Source organism: Pseudomonas sp. LBUM1671 (assembly GCF_059695685.1).
Genome location: NZ_CP166782.1, coordinates 5605519 through 5618230, shown reverse-complemented (window position 1 = coordinate 5618230; position 12712 = coordinate 5605519). Strand labels below are relative to the sequence as shown.

22 protein-coding genes are annotated in these 12712 nt (G+C 54.0%); all 22 read left to right on the top strand.

Translation table 11 applies throughout. The features are described from left to right. The first annotated feature begins 125 nt into the window (after nucleotides 1–125). Entirely contained in the window at nucleotides 126–497 is a 372-nt protein-coding gene (gene rpsL, locus ACA060_RS26040) for a 30S ribosomal protein S12 (protein ID WP_002555494.1), read from the top strand. Between the two features lie 118 nt (nucleotides 498–615). Beyond that, the gene (rpsG, locus tag ACA060_RS26035) at nucleotides 616–1086 is read left to right on the top strand and encodes a 30S ribosomal protein S7 (protein ID WP_002555493.1); all 471 of its coding nucleotides are present in this window, start codon (nucleotides 616–618) and stop codon (nucleotides 1084–1086) included. Nucleotides 1087–1116: 30 nt separating this feature from the next. Further along, nucleotides 1117–3222 carry an elongation factor G gene (gene fusA / locus ACA060_RS26030; protein ID WP_438662389.1) on the top strand — a complete coding sequence of 702 codons (2106 nt, stop codon included), beginning with the start codon at nucleotides 1117–1119 and terminating at the stop codon, nucleotides 3220–3222. 31 nt (nucleotides 3223–3253) lie between these two features. Then, nucleotides 3254–4447 (top strand): elongation factor Tu, encoded by a 1194-nt coding sequence (gene tuf / locus ACA060_RS26025; protein WP_007896660.1) that lies wholly within the window; start codon nucleotides 3254–3256, stop codon nucleotides 4445–4447. 156 nt (nucleotides 4448–4603) lie between these two features. After that, nucleotides 4604–4915 (top strand): 30S ribosomal protein S10, encoded by a 312-nt coding sequence (gene rpsJ / locus ACA060_RS26020; protein WP_003186070.1) that lies wholly within the window; start codon nucleotides 4604–4606, stop codon nucleotides 4913–4915. Nucleotides 4916–4995: 80 nt separating this feature from the next. Then, a complete protein-coding gene (gene rplC / locus ACA060_RS26015) occupies nucleotides 4996–5631 on the top strand; it encodes a 50S ribosomal protein L3 (protein WP_003186059.1) in 636 nt (211 codons plus the stop codon). 12 nt (nucleotides 5632–5643) lie between these two features. After that, nucleotides 5644–6246: a 50S ribosomal protein L4 gene (gene rplD / locus ACA060_RS26010; protein ID WP_007896707.1), complete on the top strand. Its 603-nt coding sequence runs from the start codon at nucleotides 5644–5646 to the stop codon at nucleotides 6244–6246. Continuing rightward, on the top strand, nucleotides 6243–6542 hold the full coding sequence (gene rplW / locus ACA060_RS26005) for a 50S ribosomal protein L23 (protein WP_002555488.1): 300 nt from the start codon (nucleotides 6243–6245) through the stop codon (nucleotides 6540–6542). The genes rplD and rplW overlap by 4 nt, the downstream gene beginning before the upstream one ends. A gap of 14 nt (nucleotides 6543–6556) precedes the next feature. Next, a complete protein-coding gene (gene rplB, locus ACA060_RS26000; protein WP_003176423.1) occupies nucleotides 6557–7381 on the top strand; it encodes a 50S ribosomal protein L2 in 825 nt (274 codons plus the stop codon). 16 nt (nucleotides 7382–7397) lie between these two features. Beyond that, the gene (gene rpsS, locus ACA060_RS25995; protein ID WP_002555486.1) at nucleotides 7398–7673 is read left to right on the top strand and encodes a 30S ribosomal protein S19; all 276 of its coding nucleotides are present in this window, start codon (nucleotides 7398–7400) and stop codon (nucleotides 7671–7673) included. A 13-nt stretch (nucleotides 7674–7686) separates the two neighbouring features. Continuing rightward, a complete protein-coding gene (rplV, locus tag ACA060_RS25990) occupies nucleotides 7687–8019 on the top strand; it encodes a 50S ribosomal protein L22 (RefSeq protein WP_003103908.1) in 333 nt (110 codons plus the stop codon). 13 nt (nucleotides 8020–8032) lie between these two features. Next, on the top strand, nucleotides 8033–8719 hold the full coding sequence (gene rpsC / locus ACA060_RS25985; protein ID WP_003176422.1) for a 30S ribosomal protein S3: 687 nt from the start codon (nucleotides 8033–8035) through the stop codon (nucleotides 8717–8719). A 12-nt stretch (nucleotides 8720–8731) separates the two neighbouring features. After that, nucleotides 8732–9145: a 50S ribosomal protein L16 gene (gene rplP / locus ACA060_RS25980; protein WP_007896757.1), complete on the top strand. Its 414-nt coding sequence runs from the start codon at nucleotides 8732–8734 to the stop codon at nucleotides 9143–9145. Continuing rightward, nucleotides 9145–9336 (top strand): 50S ribosomal protein L29, encoded by a 192-nt coding sequence (gene rpmC / locus ACA060_RS25975; RefSeq protein WP_002555481.1) that lies wholly within the window; start codon nucleotides 9145–9147, stop codon nucleotides 9334–9336. The genes rplP and rpmC overlap by 1 nt, the downstream gene beginning before the upstream one ends. 2 nt (nucleotides 9337–9338) lie before the next feature. Next, the gene (rpsQ, locus tag ACA060_RS25970; protein ID WP_003176419.1) at nucleotides 9339–9605 is read left to right on the top strand and encodes a 30S ribosomal protein S17; all 267 of its coding nucleotides are present in this window, start codon (nucleotides 9339–9341) and stop codon (nucleotides 9603–9605) included. A gap of 23 nt (nucleotides 9606–9628) precedes the next feature. Beyond that, nucleotides 9629–9997 carry a 50S ribosomal protein L14 gene (gene rplN / locus ACA060_RS25965; protein ID WP_002555479.1) on the top strand — a complete coding sequence of 123 codons (369 nt, stop codon included), beginning with the start codon at nucleotides 9629–9631 and terminating at the stop codon, nucleotides 9995–9997. 11 nt (nucleotides 9998–10008) lie between these two features. Continuing rightward, nucleotides 10009–10323, top strand: a complete 315-nt coding sequence (gene rplX / locus ACA060_RS25960; RefSeq protein WP_003176416.1) for a 50S ribosomal protein L24 — start codon at nucleotides 10009–10011, stop codon at nucleotides 10321–10323. Between the two features lie 20 nt (nucleotides 10324–10343). After that, nucleotides 10344–10883 carry a 50S ribosomal protein L5 gene (rplE, locus tag ACA060_RS25955; RefSeq protein ID WP_003176415.1) on the top strand — a complete coding sequence of 180 codons (540 nt, stop codon included), beginning with the start codon at nucleotides 10344–10346 and terminating at the stop codon, nucleotides 10881–10883. A 13-nt stretch (nucleotides 10884–10896) separates the two neighbouring features. Next, the gene (rpsN, locus tag ACA060_RS25950; protein WP_003176414.1) at nucleotides 10897–11202 is read left to right on the top strand and encodes a 30S ribosomal protein S14; all 306 of its coding nucleotides are present in this window, start codon (nucleotides 10897–10899) and stop codon (nucleotides 11200–11202) included. A gap of 209 nt (nucleotides 11203–11411) precedes the next feature. Beyond that, a complete protein-coding gene (gene rpsH / locus ACA060_RS25945) occupies nucleotides 11412–11804 on the top strand; it encodes a 30S ribosomal protein S8 (RefSeq protein ID WP_003186040.1) in 393 nt (130 codons plus the stop codon). Between the two features lie 12 nt (nucleotides 11805–11816). Beyond that, a complete protein-coding gene (rplF, locus tag ACA060_RS25940; RefSeq protein ID WP_003176412.1) occupies nucleotides 11817–12350 on the top strand; it encodes a 50S ribosomal protein L6 in 534 nt (177 codons plus the stop codon). Nucleotides 12351–12360: 10 nt separating this feature from the next. After that, nucleotides 12361–12711 (top strand): 50S ribosomal protein L18, encoded by a 351-nt coding sequence (gene rplR / locus ACA060_RS25935; protein WP_003186037.1) that lies wholly within the window; start codon nucleotides 12361–12363, stop codon nucleotides 12709–12711. Nucleotide 12712 lies beyond the last annotated feature (1 nt).

The window sequence follows — 12712 nt, the reverse complement described above, 5'->3', positions numbered from 1 at the left end:
TTGCCTTGACTGGGGACAAGATCCTCTTTAGACTCTTGTACCCCTAAATTTGGCGGGAATTCGTTCCTGCCATTTTGCTTTTCTTGCAAGACAATAGCGTCGCAAGACAACAGTGGAGCTAGTAGATGGCAACTATCAACCAGCTGGTACGTCAGCCGCGTAAGCGTATCGTCGAGAAATCCGACGTACCTGCGCTGCAGAACTGCCCGCAACGTCGTGGCGTATGCACCCGTGTGTATACCACCACGCCGAAAAAACCTAACTCGGCACTGCGTAAAGTATGCCGTGTGCGTCTGACCAACGGTTTCGAGGTTTCCTCGTACATCGGCGGTGAAGGCCACAACCTGCAAGAGCACAGCGTCGTACTGATCCGTGGCGGCCGTGTAAAAGACTTGCCAGGTGTTCGTTACCACACCGTTCGCGGCTCTTTGGATACTTCCGGCGTTAAAGGTCGTAACCAGGGTCGTTCGAAGTACGGTACCAAGAAGCCTAAGTAGTAGTGGCTTTTTGTAAGAACTGATTTTCTATTTTTCTGAGTCGATAAGAGTAAGGTCGGAGGCGTCCCGAAAGGGCACCGATTCCGAGCGAACCTGAAGACCGTTTGAGGGCTTATCCATGCCAAGAAGACGCGTAGCAGCCAAGCGCGAAGTGCTTGACGATCCAAAATACGGCAGCCAGATTCTGGCCAAGTTCATGAACCACGTGATGGAAAGCGGCAAGAAAGCCGTTGCCGAGCGTATCGTTTATGGCGCGCTGGAAAAGGTTAAAGAACGCAAGAACAGCGACCCCCTGGAAATCTTCGAGAAAGCTCTCGACGCCATCGCTCCGCTGGTCGAAGTAAAGTCGCGCCGTGTAGGCGGTGCTACTTACCAGGTTCCGGTCGAAGTTCGTCCGTCCCGTCGTAACGCTCTGGCAATGCGCTGGTTGGTAGACTTCGCCCGTAAGCGTGGCGAGAAGTCTATGGCTCTGCGTTTGGCTGGCGAACTGTTGGACGCTGCTGAAGGCAAAGGTGCTGCAGTTAAGAAGCGTGAAGACGTGCACCGTATGGCTGAAGCCAACAAGGCTTTCTCGCACTACCGCTTCTAATTTTAGCGTCACTAATTTTGCGAGGGCTTTATGGCTCGTACTACACCGATTAATCGCTACCGTAACATTGGTATCGTTGCTCACGTGGATGCTGGTAAAACCACCACCACCGAGCGCGTCCTTTTTTACACTGGCAAAAGTCACAAAATGGGCGAGGTGCATGACGGCGCCGCGACCACAGACTGGATGGTGCAGGAGCAGGAGCGTGGTATTACCATTACTTCTGCTGCTATTACCGCCTTCTGGCAGGGTTCTGAGAAGCAGCACAAGGACCAATACCGCTTCAACGTCATCGACACCCCGGGTCACGTGGACTTCACTATTGAAGTTGAGCGTTCCCTGCGTGTTCTCGACGGCGCGGTCGTTGTGTTCTGCGGCACCTCGGGTGTTGAGCCTCAGTCGGAAACCGTATGGCGTCAAGCCAACAAGTACGGCGTTCCACGTCTTGTTTACGTAAACAAGATGGACCGTGCTGGTGCGAACTTCCTGCGCGTGATCGGTCAGATCAAACAGCGTCTGGGTCACACTCCGGTTCCAATCCAGTTGGCTATCGGTTCCGAAGACAACTTCCAGGGTCAGATCGACCTGATGTCCATGGAAGCTGTTTACTGGAACGATGCTGACAAAGGCATGGTCCCAGTTCGCAAGCCTATCCCTGCTGAACTGCAGGAACTGGCTGACGAGTGGCGCGGCAACATGGTTGAGGCTGCGGCCGAAGCCAGCGAAGAACTGATGAACAAGTACCTCGAAGGTGAAGAACTCACCAACGCGGAAATCAAGGCCGCTCTGCGTCAGCGTACTATCGCTGGTGAGATCGTTCTGGCTGTTTGCGGTTCTTCCTTCAAGAACAAGGGTGTTCCGCTGGTTCTCGACGCCGTTATCGATTACCTGCCTGCGCCTGTTGATATTCCTGCCATCAAGGGTACTGACCCGGATGACGAGACTATCGATCTGGAGCGTCATGCAGACGACAACGAACCGTTCTCCGCTCTGGCATTCAAAATTGCCACTGACCCATTCGTGGGTACCTTGACCTTTGTTCGAGTTTACTCGGGCGTGTTGGCCTCCGGCGACGGCGTGATCAACTCGGTTAAAGGCAAGAAAGAGCGCGTGGGCCGTATGGTGCAAATGCACGCAAACGCCCGTGAAGAAATCAAGGAAGTACGCGCTGGTGACATCGCGGCCTTGATCGGCATGAAGGACGTCACCACTGGTGAGACTTTGTGCAACGCTGACAAGCCAATCATCCTGGTTCGCATGGACTTCCCGGAGCCGGTTATTTCGGTTGCCGTAGAGCCTAAGACCAAGGACGACCAGGAAAAAATGGGTATCGCTCTGGGCAAGCTTGCTCAGGAAGATCCATCTTTCCGCGTCAAGACTGATGAAGAGACTGGTCAAACGATCATCTCCGGCATGGGCGAGTTGCACCTGGACATCCTGGTAGACCGGATGCGCCGTGAGTTCAACGTCGAAGCCAACATCGGTAAGCCTCAAGTTTCGTACCGTGAGCGCATCACGAAGAGCTGCGAAATTGAAGGCAAGTTCGTTCGTCAGTCCGGCGGTCGTGGCCAGTTCGGTCATTGCTGGATTCGTTTTGCTCCTGCTGACGAAGGTCAGGAAGGTCTGCAATTCCTGAACGAAGTAGTGGGTGGTGTGGTTCCTAAGGAATACATCCCGGCTATCCAGAAGGGTATCGAAGAGCAGATGAAGAACGGCGTTGTTGCCGGCTATCCGCTGATCGGCCTGAAGGCTACCGTGTTTGATGGTTCTTACCACGACGTCGACTCCAACGAGATGGCGTTTAAGGTGGCTGCTTCCATGGCAACCAAGCAACTGGCCCAGAAGGGCGGTGGTGAGTTGCTTGAGCCGATCATGGCGGTAGAGGTTGTTACACCTGAAGACTATATGGGTGACGTGATGGGCGACCTTAACCGTCGTCGCGGCATGATCCTGGGTATGGAAGACACGGTCTCCGGCAAAGTAATTCGTGCTGAAGTTCCGCTGGGCGAGATGTTCGGTTATGCAACTGACGTCCGTTCCATGTCCCAAGGTCGCGCAAGCTACTCTATGGAATTCAAAAAATACAATACGGCTCCGTCGCACATCGTCGAAACCGTTACCAAAAAACAAGGCTGATTCAGCCCCTTTAGGCTAGGAGTTAATTGTCGTGGCTAAAGAAAAATTTGACCGTACCCTCCCGCACGTCAACGTTGGCACCATCGGTCACGTCGACCACGGTAAAACCACGCTGACCGCTGCTCTGACTCGCGTCTGCTCCGAAGTTTTCGGTTCGGCCGTTGTTGCTTTCGACAAGATCGACAGCGCTCCGGAAGAAAAGGCTCGTGGTATCACCATCAACACCGCGCACGTTGAATACAACTCGCTGATCCGTCACTACGCTCACGTTGACTGCCCAGGTCACGCTGACTATGTGAAGAACATGATCACCGGTGCTGCTCAGATGGACGGCGCTATCCTGGTTTGCTCGGCCGCTGATGGTCCGATGCCACAAACCCGTGAACACATCCTGCTGTCCCGTCAGGTTGGCGTTCCGTACATCGTTGTCTTCCTGAACAAGGCTGACATGGTTGACGACGCTGAGCTGCTGGAACTGGTTGAGATGGAAGTGCGCGATCTGCTGAGCACTTACGACTTCCCAGGTGACGACACTCCGATCATCATCGGTTCGGCTCTGATGGCTCTGAACGGCCAAGACGACAACGAAATGGGCACCACTGCCGTTCGTAAACTGGTTGAGACTCTGGACAGCTACATTCCAGATCCAGTTCGTGTTATCGACAAGCCGTTCCTGATGCCAATCGAAGACGTATTCTCGATCTCCGGTCGCGGTACTGTTGTAACTGGCCGTATCGAGCGCGGTATCGTCAAGGTTCAGGATCCACTGGAAATCGTTGGTCTGCGTGACACTACCGTCACCACCTGCACCGGTGTTGAAATGTTCCGTAAGCTGCTCGACGAAGGTCGTGCTGGCGAGAACTGCGGCGTTCTGCTGCGTGGTACCAAGCGTGACGACGTTGAGCGTGGCCAGGTTCTGGTTAAGCCAGGTTCGGTTAAGCCGCACACCAAGTTCGAAGCTGAAGTCTACGTTCTGAGCAAAGAAGAAGGCGGTCGTCACACTCCGTTCTTCAAAGGCTACCGTCCACAGTTCTACTTCCGTACAACTGACGTGACTGGTAACTGCGAACTGCCGGAAGGCGTTGAAATGGTAATGCCAGGCGACAACATCAAAATGGTTGTCACCCTGATCAAGACCATCGCAATGGAAGACGGTCTGCGTTTCGCTATCCGTGAAGGCGGTCGTACCGTCGGCGCTGGCGTCGTAGCCAAAATCATCGAGTAAGCTCTTTTAGAGCAAGCTTTGATGAATTGAAAAAGCCCCCGCTCAGCGGGGGCTTTTTTATTGGGTTGACACCTATATGGGGCGTCTATAGAATTGCGCCTCCTTTTAACGGGCGTATTGCGCTCGGTGGGAATAGCAGCCGGAGTCTGAAATCCAATGCAAAATCAGCAAATCCGTATCAGGTTGAAGGCTTTTGACCATCGCCTGATCGACCAATCCACCCAGGAAATCGTGGAAACCGCGAAACGTACTGGTGCCCAAGTGCGTGGTCCAATTCCACTGCCTACCCGTAAAGAGCGGTTCACCGTTCTGGTCTCCCCGCACGTCAACAAAGACGCGCGTGACCAGTACGAGATCCGTACTCATAAGCGCGTTCTGGACATCGTCCAGCCAACGGATAAAACCGTTGATGCTCTTATGAAGCTTGATCTTGCGGCCGGTGTGGAAGTACAGATCAGCCTCGGCTAAGACTCGGTCTTAGTCGTGTAACGCTCTGAAATGGGCGGCCATAGCGGGTGAAAGCCCCGTACACTCATGAGGTTTACAACATGACTATTGGTGTAGTCGGTCGTAAATGCGGTATGACCCGTATTTTCACCGAAGAAGGTGTCTCCATTCCGGTCACGGTCATTGAGATCGAGCCGAATCGCGTCACCCAGTTCAAAACTGAAGAGACCGATGGCTATCGTGCAGTGCAAGTCACTGTAGGCGAGCGTCGTGCTTCGCGTGTTACAGCTGCTCAAGCTGGCCACTTCGCTAAAGCGAACGTTGCCGCTGGTCGTACCGTAATGGAATTCCGTCTTGAAGAAGGCGAGTACCAGGCCGGCGATCTGATCAACGCTGAAATCTTCGCCGCTGGTCAACTGGTTGATGTAACCGGTCAGTCCAAGGGTAAAGGCTTCCAGGGTACGATCAAGCGTTGGAACTTCCGCGGGCAAGATAATACCCACGGTAACTCCGTGTCCCACCGCGTTCCAGGCTCTATCGGCCAGTGCCAGACTCCTGGTCGTGTATTCAAGGGCAAAAAAATGTCCGGTCATATGGGCGCTGAGCGCGTGACCGTGCAGTCCCTCGAAGTAGTGCGCGTGGACGCTGAACGCAATCTGTTGTTGGTCAAGGGCGCTGTTCCTGGCGCTACTGGCGGCAACTTGGTTGTACGTCCAGCAGCCAAGGCTCGCGGTTAAGGGGAAGCTGACATGCAATTAAATGTAAATGACGCTCAAGCGATCGAAGTTTCCGAACTGACATTTGGCGGCGAATTCAACGAGACGCTGGTTCACCAAGCAGTCGTGGCCTACATGGCCGGCGGCCGTCAAGGTAGCAAGCAGCAAAAGACCCGTTCCGACGTTCGTGGTGGCGGTAAGCGCCCATGGCGTCAGAAAGGTACTGGCCGTGCTCGTGCCGGTACTATCCGTAGCCCAATCTGGCGTGGCGGCGGTACCACTTTCGCAGCTCGTCCTCAGGATCACACCCAGAAGCTGAACAAGAAGATGTATCGCGCAGCAATGCGTTCCATCCTTGCTGAGCTGGTGCGTACTGATCGTCTGGTTGTGGTTCAGGACTTCGCTGTTGATGCACCGAAGACCAAAGATCTGCTGAACAAACTGACCGGCATGGGCCTGACTGACGTCTTGATCGTGTCTGAAGTAGTTGATCAGAACCTGTACCTGGCTGCTCGTAACCTGCCACACGTTGATGTACGTGACGTGCAAGGTTCCGATCCAGTTAGTCTGATCGCATACGACAAGGTGTTGATCACCGTGTCGGCCGTGAAGAAATTCGAGGAGCTGCTGGGATGAACCAGGAACGCGTATTTAAAGTTCTGCTTGGCCCGCACGTTTCCGAGAAGGCTACGGTTCTGGCTGACAAGAAAGGCCAGTTCGTTTTCAAGGTTGCAACTGACGCAACCAAGCTGGAAATCAAGAAGGCCGTCGAAAGCCTGTTCAGCGTGAAAGTAGAGCGTGTTACTACCCTGAATGTTCTGGGTAAGAGCAAGCGCACTGCTCGCGGTCTGGGCAAGCGTAATGACTGGAAGAAGGCAGTTATCTCCCTTCAGCCAGGCCAAGATCTCGATTTCAGCAGCAGTGCTGAGTAAGGAAGGGGTGCATCATGGCAATCGTTAAATGCAAACCGACTTCCCCTGGCCGCCGTTTTGTGGTCAAGGTGGTCAACCAGGAGCTGCATAAAGGCGCTCCTCACGCACCGCTGCTCGAGAAAAAATCGAAGACTGGTGGTCGTAACAACAATGGTCGCATTACCACTCGTCACATCGGTGGTGGCCATAAGCAGCATTATCGTCTGGTCGATTTCCGTCGCAACGACAAAGATGGCATCTCTGCCACTGTCGAGCGTATTGAATACGATCCAAACCGTACTGCTCACATCGCTCTGCTGCTGTACGCAGATGGCGAGCGTCGCTACATCATCGCCCCTAAAGGCGTGAGTGCTGGCGACCAGCTGATCGCAGGTGCCTTGGCGCCGATCAAGCCGGGCAACGCTCTGCAACTGCGTAACATTCCAGTTGGTAGCACCGTACACGGCATCGAATTGAAGCCAGGTAAAGGCGCACAGATCGCTCGTTCCGCTGGTGCTTCGGCTCAGCTGATCGCTCGTGAAGGTGTCTACGTGACCCTGCGTCTGCGTTCTGGTGAGATGCGTAAAGTGCTGGCTGAATGCCGCGCGACCCTGGGTGAAGTCTCGAACTCCGAGCACAGCCTGCGTTCGCTGGGTAAAGCTGGTGCCAAACGCTGGCGTGGCGTTCGCCCAACCGTTCGTGGTGTTGCCATGAACCCGGTTGACCACCCACATGGTGGTGGTGAAGGTCGTACCTCTGGTGGTCGTCATCCGGTATCGCCATGGGGCTTCCCGACTAAGGGCGCGAAGACTCGTGGTAATAAGCGTACCGACAAAATGATCGTCCGTCGTCGCAAGTAAATAGAGGGATACGACAGTGCCACGTTCTCTGAAAAAAGGTCCTTTTATTGATCTTCACCTACTGAAGAAGATCGAAGTGGCGGCGGAAAAGAACGATCGCAAACCAGTTAAAACCTGGTCGCGTCGTTCGATGATCCTGCCACAAATGGTCGGTCTGACCATCGCAGTTCATAACGGTCGTCAACATGTTCCAGTTCTCGTGAACGAAGACATGGTCGGCCACAAACTAGGCGAGTTTGCCGGTACCCGCACATATCGTGGGCACGTGGCAGACAAGAAAGCCAAGCGTTAAGGGGTAAGGAACGATGGAAGTAGCCGCTAAGTTGTCGGGCGCTCGAATCTCCGCCCAGAAAGCCCGCTTGGTCGCCGACCAGATCCGCGGGAAGAAGGTGGGCGAAGCGCTCAACCTGTTGGCTTTCAGCAGTAAGAAAGCCGCCGAGATCATGAAGAAAGTGCTGGAGTCGGCCGTAGCCAACGCCGAGCATAACGAAGGCGCAGACGTTGATGACCTCAAAGTCAGCACCGTATTCGTCAACGAAGGGCGTTCGCTGAAGCGAATCATGCCACGTGCCAAAGGCCGTGCTGATCGCATCGTCAAGCGGTCTTGCCATATCACTGTCAAGGTTGCTGACAAGTAACGGAGTCGAAGAGATGGGTCAGAAAGTACATCCCATTGGCATTCGCCTGGGAATCGTCAAGGAACACACCTCCGTCTGGTACGCAGACGGTCGGACTTATGCGGACTATTTGTTCGCTGATCTGAAGGTGCGTGAGTATCTCCAAGACAAACTAAAAAGCGCGTCCGTAAGCCGTATCGATATCCATCGTCCGGCTCAAACTGCACGTATCACCATCCACACCGCTCGTCCAGGTATCGTTATCGGGAAGAAAGGTGAAGATGTTGAGAAGCTGCGTCAGGACCTGACCAAACAAATGGGTGTGCCTGTGCACATCAATATCGAAGAAATCCGCAAGCCGGAACTCGACGGTATGTTGGTTGCGCAGAGCGTAGCTCAGCAGCTGGAGCGTCGCGTAATGTTCCGTCGCGCTATGAAGCGCGCTGTACAGAACGCCATGCGCATTGGTGCCAAAGGCATCAAAATCCAAGTGAGTGGTCGTCTCGGCGGTGCTGAAATCGCACGTACTGAATGGTATCGCGAAGGTCGTGTGCCACTGCACACCCTGCGTGCCGACATCGACTATGCCAACTACGAAGCTCACACCACTTACGGTGTGATCGGTGTAAAGGTTTGGATCTTCAAAGGCGAAGTAATTGGTGGTCGCCAAGAAGAACTGAAACCACAAGCACCAGCGCCTCGTAAAAAAGCTGCTAAGTAAGGGGTACGCCAAATGTTGCAACCAAAGCGTACGAAGTTCCGCAAGCAGATGACAGGCCACAACCGTGGTCTGGCTCAGCGCGGTAGCAAAGTCAGCTTCGGCGAGTTCGCGCTGAAGTCTGTAGCTCGTGGTCGTCTCACCGCTCGTCAGATCGAGTCAGCGCGTCGTGCTCTGACCCGTCACGTTAAACGTGGCGGCAAGATCTGGATCCGTGTATTCCCGGACAAGCCTATTTCCAAAAAGCCACTCGAAGTTCGGATGGGTAAAGGTAAGGGTAGTGTGGAGTACTGGGTTGCCCAGATTCAGCCAGGCAAAGTCCTGTATGAAATCGAGGGTGTTTCTGAAGAGCTGGCGCGTGAGGCTTTTGCCCTGGCTGCTGCAAAGCTGCCGCTCGCCACCGCCTTTGTTAAACGGACGGTGATGTGATGAAAGCGAATGAACTTCGTGAAAAATCCGCACAGCAGCTGAACGAGCAACTGCTCGGCTTGCTGCGCGACCAGTTCAATCTGCGTATGCAGAAAGCAACTGGCCAGTTGGGGCAGTCTCATCTGCTCTCGCAAGTTAAGCGTGACATCGCTCGCGTGAAGACTGTGCTCAACCAGCAGGCAGGTAAGTAATCATGGCTGAAGCCGAAAAAACTGTCCGTACGCTGACTGGCCGTGTTGTCAGCGACAAGATGGACAAAACCATCACCGTTCTGATCGAGCGTCGCGTTAAGCACCCGATCTACGGTAAATACGTTAAGCGTTCGACTAAGCTGCACGCGCACGACGAAACCAATCAGTGCCACATCGGCGACAAAGTCACTATTCGTGAAACTCGTCCTTTGGCCAAGACCAAGTCTTGGGCGCTGGTTGATGTTCTCGAACGCGCTGTGGAAGTCTAAGGACTAGGGGTCGGAGAAATTATATGATTCAGACTCAATCCATGCTCGATGTGGCCGATAACAGCGGCGCTCGCCGTGTTATGTGCATCAAGGTGCTGGGTGGCTCCCATCGTCGTTACGCTGGTATCGGTGACATCATCAAAGTTACCGTGAAGGAAGCAATTCCTCGCGGTAAAGTGAAAAAAGGCCAAGTGATGACTGCTGTTGTAGTCCGCACTCGTCACGGCGTACGTCGTGCTGATGGCTCCATTATCCGCTTTGATGGCAACGCTGCTGTTCTTCTGAACAACAAGCAAGAGCCGATCGGCACCCGTATCTTTGGGCCAGTGACCCGTGAACTTCGTACTGAGAAGTTCATGAAGATCGTCTCGCTCGCCCCAGAAGTGCTGTAAGGAGATCCGACATGCAAAAGATTCGTCGTGACGACGAGATCATCGTGATCGCCGGCAAAGACAAAGGTAAGCGCGGTAAGGTGCTTAAGGTTCTCGCTAATAACCGCCTGGTTATTGGTGGTCTGAACCTGGTTAAGCGTCATACCAAGCCTAACCCGATGTCGGGCGTACAAGGCGGTATCGTCGAAAAAGAAGCTCCACTGGACGCTTCTAACGTCGCCATTTTCAACGGCGAAACCAACAAGGCTGACCGCGTTGGTTTCAAAGTAGAAGACGGCAAGAAAATTCGTGTCTTCAAGTCGACCCAAAAAGCGGTTGATGCTTGAACACTGCTAGGTAGAAGACCATGGCACGACTAAAAGAGATTTACTGGAAGGAAATCGCACCGAAGCTTAAGGAAGAACTTAAGCTTTCGAACGTGATGGAAGTTCCACGCGTTACCAAAATCACCCTGAACATGGGTCTGGGCGAAGCGGTCGGTGACAAAAAAGTCATCGAGCACGCTGTTGCCGACCTGGAAAAGATCACCGGTCAGAAAGTCGTTGTGACTTACGCTCGGAAATCCATCGCTGGCTTTAAAGTCCGTGAAGGTTGGCCGATCGGCGTCAAAGTGACTCTGCGCCGTGAGCGTATGTACGAATTCCTGGATCGTCTGCTGTCGATCTCCCTGCCTCGGGTTCGCGACTTCCGCGGCCTGAATGCCAAGTCCTTCGATGGTCGTGGTAACTACAGCATGGGCGTTAAAGAGCAGATCATCTTCCCGGAAATCGACTACGACAAGATCGATGCTCTCCGCGGTCTGGACATTACCCTGACCACCACTGCCAAGAACGATGATGAAGGTCGCGCTTTGCTGCGTGCTTTCAAATTCCCGTTCCGCAACTGATTGGAGTAGGAAAATGGCCAAGATGAGCATGAAAAACCGCGAGCTGAAACGTCAGCTCACGGTTGCCAAGTACGCCAAAAAGCGTGCAGCACTGAAAGCTATCATCGTTGATCTGAACGCAAGTCCAGAAGCACGTTGGGAAGCCACAGTAGCTCTGCAGAAGCAGCCACGTGACGCAAGCGCCTCGCGCATGCGTAACCGCTGCCGCCTGACCGGTCGTCCACACGGCGTTTACCGCAAGTTCGGCCTCGGCCGTAACAAACTGCGTGAAGCTGCAATGCGTGGTGACGTACCTGGTCTGGTTAAAGCCAGCTGGTAAGCACTATCAAAGTCTCGGTGGTTGGAATCGTAAGATCCTGACCGCCGGTGACCTTGAACTTGAATCAAGCCCCTTTTGGGGCTTGATTCATTTGTGGGGTGTGTCTAGAATACCCGGCTCGCCTGAGCCCGTGCTTTTTTCGCATGGATGTCCTCGGCGACAAGTAGTAGCCGCAAGGCTAATTTTTTTGTATTAGGAGCGTCTAGCCCATGAGTATGCAGGACCCGTTAGCGGACATGCTAACTCGAATCCGTAATGCCCAGATGGCTGAAAAGTCCGTCGTAAGCATGCCATCTTCTACTTTGAAGGTAGCTGTTGCCAAAGTCCTGAAGGACGAAGGTTACATTGCGGGTTATCAGATCAGCAGCGAAATCAAACCACTGCTGTCCATCGAGCTGAAGTACTTCGAAGGCCGTCCGGTCATCGAGGAAGTGAAGCGCGTTAGCCGTCCAGGCCTGCGTCAGTACAAGTCCGTCGATGATCTGCCAAAAGTTCGTGGCGGTCTCGGTGTGTCTATCGTCTCCACCAACAAAGGTGTGATGACGGATCGTGCTGCGCGCGCTGCCGGTGTCGGCGGCGAAGTTCTTTGCACTGTGTTCTAAGGGGGGATAAGCATGTCACGCGTCGCTAAGAACCCCGTTAAGCTGCCAGCTGGTGTCGAAGTAAAATTCGCAGGCCAACAGCTTTCGGTGAAGGGTGCCAAGGGCACTCTCGAACTGAACATCCATTCGTCCGTTGAGATCGTTGAAGAAGCTGGTGAGCTGCGTTTCGCTGCTCGCAATGGCGATCAACAAACTCGCGCAATGGCTGGTACCACTCGTGCGTTGGTAAACAACATGGTCCAAGGCGTAAGCCAAGGCTTCGAGCGCAAGCTCCAGCTGGTCGGTGTTGGTTACAAAGCGCAAGCAAAAGGCACAGTGCTGAACCTGGCTCTTGGCTTCTCGCACCCAGTGGATTATGAACTGCCGGAAGGCATCACCGCTGAGACTCCTAGCCAGACCGATATCCTGATCAAGGGCATCGATAAGCAGCTGGTAGGTCAAGTGGCCGCCGAGATCCGCGACTTCCGTCCACCAGAGCCGTACAAAGGCAAAGGTGTGCGCTACGCGGACGAAGTCGTCCGTCGTAAAGAAGCCAAGAAGAAGTAGGGCATAGCAAATGACCGACAAAAAAGTTACTCGACTGCGTCGCGCTCGCAAAGCACGCCTGAAAATGCACGAACTCGAAGTCGTGCGTCTCTGCGTGTTCCGCTCGTCGCAGCACATCTACGCCCAGGTCATTTCGGCCGACGGCAACAAAGTCCTGGCATCTGCCTCGACTTTGGATAAAGAACTGCGTGATGGCGCCACTGGCAACATCGACGCGGCCACTAAGGTTGGCCAGCTGGTCGCTACGCGTGCTAAAGCCGCTGGCGTCTCGCAGGTGGCTTTCGACCGCTCTGGCTTCAAGTACCACGGCCGCGTCAAGGCGCTGGCTGATGCTGCTCGTGAAGCTGGGCTGGAGTTCTAAG